Consider the following 6,046-nt stretch of genomic DNA (forward strand, 5'->3'; position numbering starts at 1 on the left):
TTTGGTTCGCGGGCGAGAGCGGTTAAGTATGCAAGCTGTCGTACTCGCTGCCGGGGAGGGAACGCGACTCCGGCCGCTCACCGAGGATAAACCGAAGGCGCTCGTCGAGGTCGACGGCCGTCCCATCCTGAGCCACTGTTTCGACCGACTGCTCGAACTCGATGCCGACGAACTGCTCGTCGTCGTCGGCTACAAAAAAGAGAAGATCATCGACTTCTACGGCGACGACTACGAGGGCGTCCCGATCACGTACACTCACCAACGTGAGCCGAAAGGACTTGCACACGCGCTGTTGTGCGTCGAAGAGCACGTCGAAGACGATTTCATGCTCATGCTCGGCGACAACGTCTTCGAGGCCAACCTCGCCGACGTAGTCAACCGCCAGCGCGAGGAGCGCGCCGACGCCGCCTTCCTCGTCGAATCGGTCCCGTGGGAAGAGGCGTCCCGCTACGGCGTGTGTGACACCAACGATTACGGCGAGATCACGCAGGTGATCGAAAAGCCCGACGACCCGCCGACGAACCTCGTGATGACGGGCTTTTACACCTTTACCCCCGCGATCTTTCACGCCTGCCATCTCGTTCAACCCTCCGACCGCGGCGAGCTCGAACTCTCCGATGCGGTCGACCTGTTGATCCACTCGGGGCGGACGATCGACGCCATCCGAATGGACGGGTGGCGGATCGACGTCGGCTACCCCGAGGATCGAGACGAGGCCGAACGGCGGCTGCAAGAGGGGTACGACGATGCGGTCGAAACCGAAGTCGCGGACGCGGCCTCCGAGTGACACCCTCCCCGCGGTGAACGGCGGGGCTTCCCGAGGGTCCTCTGTTACTCCCGTCCATTCGGATGGCTGGGGATCTACAGGCAGTTCACGGTTCGTGGACTGTCGGCCACTGGCTCTGCCACGAAGCCGTTACTCGTACCCACAGAGGGCTTCGAGTTACCTGATTGTTTTTATCACTCACTACCTGCCAAGAACGCCGTGCGAGAGACAGAGGGGCGAATCTCGCAACCGCGAGTCACTCATTGCAGCGAGCGCGTCAGCGCGAGCAGGGTATAGTAGTTCACAAGGAACAGCTTATTAAAATGGAAACAACACATACTAAGTGGTAACACATGCCCCTTTCCTTTGACACGACCTACAAAGATTTGGACTCTAAACTATATTCGGGAGTAAAGCCTAAAGACATCGATAATCCGGAGATGTTACTTCTTAATGAAGAGCTGTGTGATGATCTTGGATTACATAAAGAGGATTTAAATAGTCGGATTCTGTCAGGACAAGAACTCCTAGAAGAACCGATTGCTCAAGCATATGCAGGACATCAATTTGGAAGGTATACGGTACTTGGCGACGGAAGAGCGATGATACTAGGCGAACATGTGCACGACGGCAGTAGATATGATATTCAACTGAAAGGTTCCGGGAGAACTCCGTACTCAAGAAGAGGCGATGGGAACGCAACTGTTAGCTCCGTGCTCAGAGAGTATATTTACTCATACGCGATGCAAAATCTTAGTGTAAAAACATCTAGAAGTCTAGCAGTAATCGAAACCGGAGGATCAGTTCGGAGACGTAGAATAGAACCCGGAGCCATCCTTGTAAGAGTGATGAGAAGCCACATTAGATATGGGACTTTCCAATATGTTGCAAGCCAAGCACCCGAAGAACTAGAGGAATTCACTGATTATGTGATCGACAGGCACTACCCTCATCTGAATGATAAGGATGGAAAATACGTAGACTTCTTTGGTGAAGTTATGCGATCATCTATAGATATGGTGGTTGACTGGATGCGTGTAGGATTCATACATGGCGTCATGAATACAGACAACATGAGTATCGATGGAGAAACATTTGACTACGGACCATGTGCATTCGTGAATTATTACGATGAAGATGCTGTCTTCAGCTCTGTGGACAAAAGAGGTAGATATTCCTTCGGGAATCAAAAACCTATTTTGAAGTGGAATCTTGGACGTTTCGCAGAATCCCTAAACCCGCTTTTTCAAGAATCATCTCACGCTTTTGCTGAGCTAGAAGCTAAGCTGGACGATTTTGAAGAAATATTTGATGCTAAATACGATAGTATGATGAGAAAGAAACTGGGGATCAAATCAGACGGAGGGGAAGAAATAGTAAATGAATTTTTAGACTGGCTTCGTGAATCCAGAGCGGACTACACGAATACATTCCTTGAATTAGAAACCCCCGGCTGCTTTGACGATCCAGTCTATTCATCTGAAGATTTCAAACATATCCGGAATGAATTAGCTGGTATCGGCTTGGATAAGAAGGTCATGAAGAAAACCAATCCTCGTTACATCCCCCGCAACTACTTAATAGAAGAGGCACTAAATGAGTATCTGGAAAAAGGGGATCTATCTAAATTCGAGGAATTATTGAACGTTTTGAAAGATCCGTACGGATCGAAAGACCCGAATTCGCAGTTTCAACAACCGCCTTCAGAAGAATTCGATTCGGAGTACACAACGTATTGTAATACTTGATAAAAGTTATCAGGGATTTTTACTATCAAACGTCCTTTTATCAGCTTCACTGAATACCCCAGAGGGCGTTAATAAAACGGTCATTCCCAGAGAGGCCACAGTGGTCGGTGGATGTTTTCAGGGAGCCTTCCCATTCCCGGGGGTCGTCGCTGCCGACGGCCAAGATGAAAGACAAACCGTGACTGCGACTATCAGGGCAGAAGTTCCTGCAAGACTCGCGCTTTGTATCTCGCACGGCTATCGAAAACCCTCCTTTGAGCTGGTGGAACTCTCGGTGGTTAATACCCAGACTCGACCTACCCGTTGATTCAATGAATTGCGGACGAAATCAAGCCCTTGTGAACACTTCTATGACACAATATTTTGGCCCCCTGCACCGCCGTAGATGATACCGGCCTCCGTTTTTCCACGCCGTTCTATAGGTTCCGGACCGCCCCGACCGCGTCCTCCAGCGAGCGCGTGCTGAACAACTCGCGTCCGATGTACGCGTTTGCCCCGGCCGTGTACATTTCGCGTGCAGCGTCGATGACGTGCTCCGGAAGCGGCTGTGGATCGACCGCACAGAGTTCACGCCAGTCGGCGACATCCTCGGTTTTCGCCCGCGCTTTGGCCTCCGTGATCGCCTCGACCCACTCCGGTTGGGTCCGCTTGTGGTACTGTCTGAGGACCTCCTTCGAGAGCTGTTGACCGTCGTACGAAAAGCGGTTCTCGTCGAAGGTGCCGACCACGTCGGCGACCCGGATCTCGCCGTCGAAGTACAGACACTCGATCTTGCCGTCCTCGTGTTTCAACCCCGCTTCGCTCGCAGTCTCGGTGACGGTCCGGTTGACCTCGCGAGCGACCGATTCGAGGTCGTCGACGTCGGCCGTTCCCGCGATGAAGTCGGCGTTCTTCCGGGAGAGATACCGATCCGACTCCTCGTACTTCGTGGAAAACTCGACGACCGGCTCCGGGAGGTCGACAGACTCGTCCGGCCAGGCGTCGTACTCGAGGCCGAACTCGCTCGGCTCGCCGCGCGAACGGAGCGACGAGCCGATCGGGACCGTGTTCCTGAACACGATCTCGAGGGGGATCAGATAGTTGTCACCCGCGGCCTCGTGATAGGCGTTGTAGTCGTACTCCCGTGCCTCGTTCGGGAGTTCCGGCACCCGGGTGAGATCGATCGCCATCTCCCGAGGCGGAGCGACCACGCCGTCGAGGTCGGCGATCTCGCCGTTGCCGACGACGCCGCGGTAGTGGGTCGGGATACCCTCGGCTTCGAGCCGCTCGAAGTTCGCAGCGCCCATCGCGCACAGCGACGCCCCCTTGTTCGGGATCGCGTCGGGCATCTTGCCCCAGTCGAACACGGAGTAGTCGTCGGTGAAGACGAACGCCCCGGTTCCGAGCGAATCAGCCGTCGCCGGCTCCTCGACGCGGAACTGCTTGACACTGGTCATTACCGGACGTGAGTCCGTGCGGCCGCAAAGGCGTTTCCATCGCGAGATGGGAGACGGATGCTTCACCCCGAATCGACCTCTGAGGTCGGATGAAAACGGTGCTAAAGTTCGAAACCAGCGCCTTCGTTCGGGGGACGACACTCGTCGACTCGCGATCGAACCGCCAGCCGTTGACGAGCACGGTTCCACTGACGACGACGCGATCGCCGACGTATCGCTCCCCGTCGGCTGCGATATCGGCTTCGCTCGGGTAGTTGCGATCGTCGGGGCTCGGCTGGACGGTGCCGGCGAGCACGAACAATCCGAAAAGTATCACGAGGAGCGCCGCGATCGCGACGAGTTCGACTTCGAGGCGATCGTACATCTATCGGACGGACGGTGCTGGATCGGATGTGTGGTATCGAGGTATTGGATATCAGTGAGAGGCGATGTACCGGGGTGCAGAGCCCTCGTCTGCCGCGCATCACGAAACTCCGAAGCCGCGTTTTTCCCATGAGTGTCTCCCGGAGCGTCTGCTCTACACCGTCTTAATCGCGCTCTGGATAGCTACGAGTCCGACTAGAGGTCTCTTGACGCCTATAGACGACTATTACCGAGATTCATGTCGGTCGCGAGTGTGTCGCGTACATGGCCTCAACAGAGCGGGTCCGCGAGGCGTCGACCGCGACCTACCGGGAGTACATCATTGACGTTCGCATCACCGAACTCGACGACGGCCGCTACCTATTCGAAGCGCCGCATCACGAGGGGATCGAGTTCGAAGACGCCGAGACCGCCGAGCTGTACGCCGACATCTACTTCGACGTCAACGGCTTCGAGGAGGCCGGCACCGGCGAGCGGGGCATCCCCCCGATCATCATCCAGGCCGGCCGGGACACTCTCGCGGCGTACCTCCTAACCCAGCCATACAATGACCGCCAGTGGGTCGGCTCGTTCATGGGCGTCCAGCCCGGGATGATTGAGCGATACGTCTCGCGTGTGCAAAAGCGGGCGACCAACATCCGCCGGAAGGCCGCTGAGATGATCGACGCGGAGACCGATCTCTGAGATGGACGTTGCGATCAGTTCTCGACGGTACGTGCTGATCCTTCCGGAGTAGACGGCCAGCGTCGTCATATACCTCTTCCCCGGAGAATGGATTTAAATCCTCCACGCGGTAAGCGGGGCGGCTTCCCTGTACAGAGGGAACGCGGCCTGCTGCCGGTCGGTTTCAGGACTGACTCTCCCGAGATCGGCGGGGCGGGTTTCGACCCTCGATCGGGAGCGTCCCGTGACCCTGTCACCAGCAACCGGGAGTCGGCGGAACCCGTATGTGGATTGTCGCCATTGGACGTGGCCTCAAGGGCCGAGGCGCGTATGCGCCGATAGAGTGGGGTGAGGCAGTTTACGATCGTACCAGTTCCGTCGCCTATATAGGCGACAGTCAGCGTTCGGATAGGACCGTTGACCTATTACAAACGGGTTTTACACAGGAATGCGGTTTCGTACTTGCATGGTTGATCGATCAAAACGCAACCTGATGAAAGCCTCCATCGCCACCCTGGTCGGCGCGGGCGTCGCGGGCGTCGCCAGTGGTGCCGAGGATAGCTATCGTGGATACAGCCCTACGGATTCGACGGACGACGACGACACGCTGACCGAGGGAGCACCGAGCGTCATCGGTGATCTGAAACGATTCTCGACGACCGCCTTCGGTGCGGAGATGACCGGCCCGTTCGTCTTCGAGGACGGAACGTTGCTCCACAGCATCCAGCACCCGAGCCGCGACAACCCCACACCGTACGACAGGGCCGGGGTCGGGTACTACCGGAACTTCCACTTCGAATTCGAAGGGACGAACGACGACTTCCTGGAGTCGCCGGCGCCCGTCGAAGAACAGCAGGACGGGGTCTTCGCCGCCGACAGCGACTTCGAGTACCTGATCCAGGAGGGCGACCTGATCAACGGCCAGAAGGAATACAGCTCCTGCAGACCCTTCAGGCGCCACAGCTCTCATCAAAAAGGCGGCTGTTGGCTTCGGTGCGAAGCTAGTAGGTATCACCAGGATGGGGCCTCAGTTTTGTTATCAGGACTCCTCGCCTGATTTTCACTATGCG

6 protein-coding genes are annotated in these 6,046 nt (G+C 56.3%); 4 read left to right on the plus strand and 2 right to left on the minus strand.

What is annotated here, in order from left to right; all coding sequences use genetic code 11:
- Positions 1-28 precede the first annotated feature (28 nt).
- Both aglF and R6U53_RS10325 read left to right on the plus strand, forming a co-directional pair.
- Positions 29-787 carry a UTP--glucose-1-phosphate uridylyltransferase AglF gene (gene aglF, locus R6U53_RS10320; protein ID WP_410322278.1) on the plus strand — a complete coding sequence of 253 codons (759 nt, stop codon included), beginning with the start codon at positions 29-31 and terminating at the stop codon, positions 785-787.
- Positions 788-1,119: 332 nt separating this feature from the next.
- Positions 1,120-2,514 carry a protein adenylyltransferase SelO gene (locus R6U53_RS10325; protein WP_410322279.1) on the plus strand — a complete coding sequence of 465 codons (1,395 nt, stop codon included), beginning with the start codon at positions 1,120-1,122 and terminating at the stop codon, positions 2,512-2,514.
- A gap of 416 nt (positions 2,515-2,930) precedes the next feature.
- Here R6U53_RS10325 and R6U53_RS10330 read toward each other — a convergent pair whose 3' ends face one another.
- Positions 2,931-3,950 carry a phosphoribosylaminoimidazolesuccinocarboxamide synthase gene (locus tag R6U53_RS10330; protein ID WP_410322280.1) on the minus strand — a complete coding sequence of 340 codons (1,020 nt, stop codon included), beginning with the start codon at positions 3,948-3,950 and terminating at the stop codon, positions 2,931-2,933.
- The gene (locus R6U53_RS10335) at positions 3,904-4,314 is read right to left on the minus strand and encodes a hypothetical protein (RefSeq protein WP_410322281.1); all 411 of its coding nucleotides are present in this window, start codon (positions 4,312-4,314) and stop codon (positions 3,904-3,906) included. The genes R6U53_RS10330 and R6U53_RS10335 overlap by 47 nt, the downstream gene beginning before the upstream one ends.
- A gap of 263 nt (positions 4,315-4,577) precedes the next feature.
- On the opposite strand from R6U53_RS10335, the gene R6U53_RS10340 reads away from it, so the two are divergent.
- Together R6U53_RS10340 and R6U53_RS10345 are read left to right on the plus strand one after the other, a co-directional pair.
- Positions 4,578-4,997, plus strand: coding sequence for a hypothetical protein (locus R6U53_RS10340; protein WP_410322282.1), 420 nt, complete (start codon positions 4,578-4,580; stop codon positions 4,995-4,997).
- A 445-nt stretch (positions 4,998-5,442) separates the two neighbouring features.
- Positions 5,443-6,033, plus strand: coding sequence for a hypothetical protein (locus R6U53_RS10345; RefSeq protein WP_410322283.1), 591 nt, complete (start codon positions 5,443-5,445; stop codon positions 6,031-6,033).
- The last annotated feature ends 13 nt before the right edge of the window (positions 6,034-6,046 follow it).

It is taken from the genome of Natronomonas sp. (assembly GCF_046483325.1).
GTDB lineage: Archaea > Halobacteriota > Halobacteria > Halobacteriales > Haloarculaceae > Natronomonas.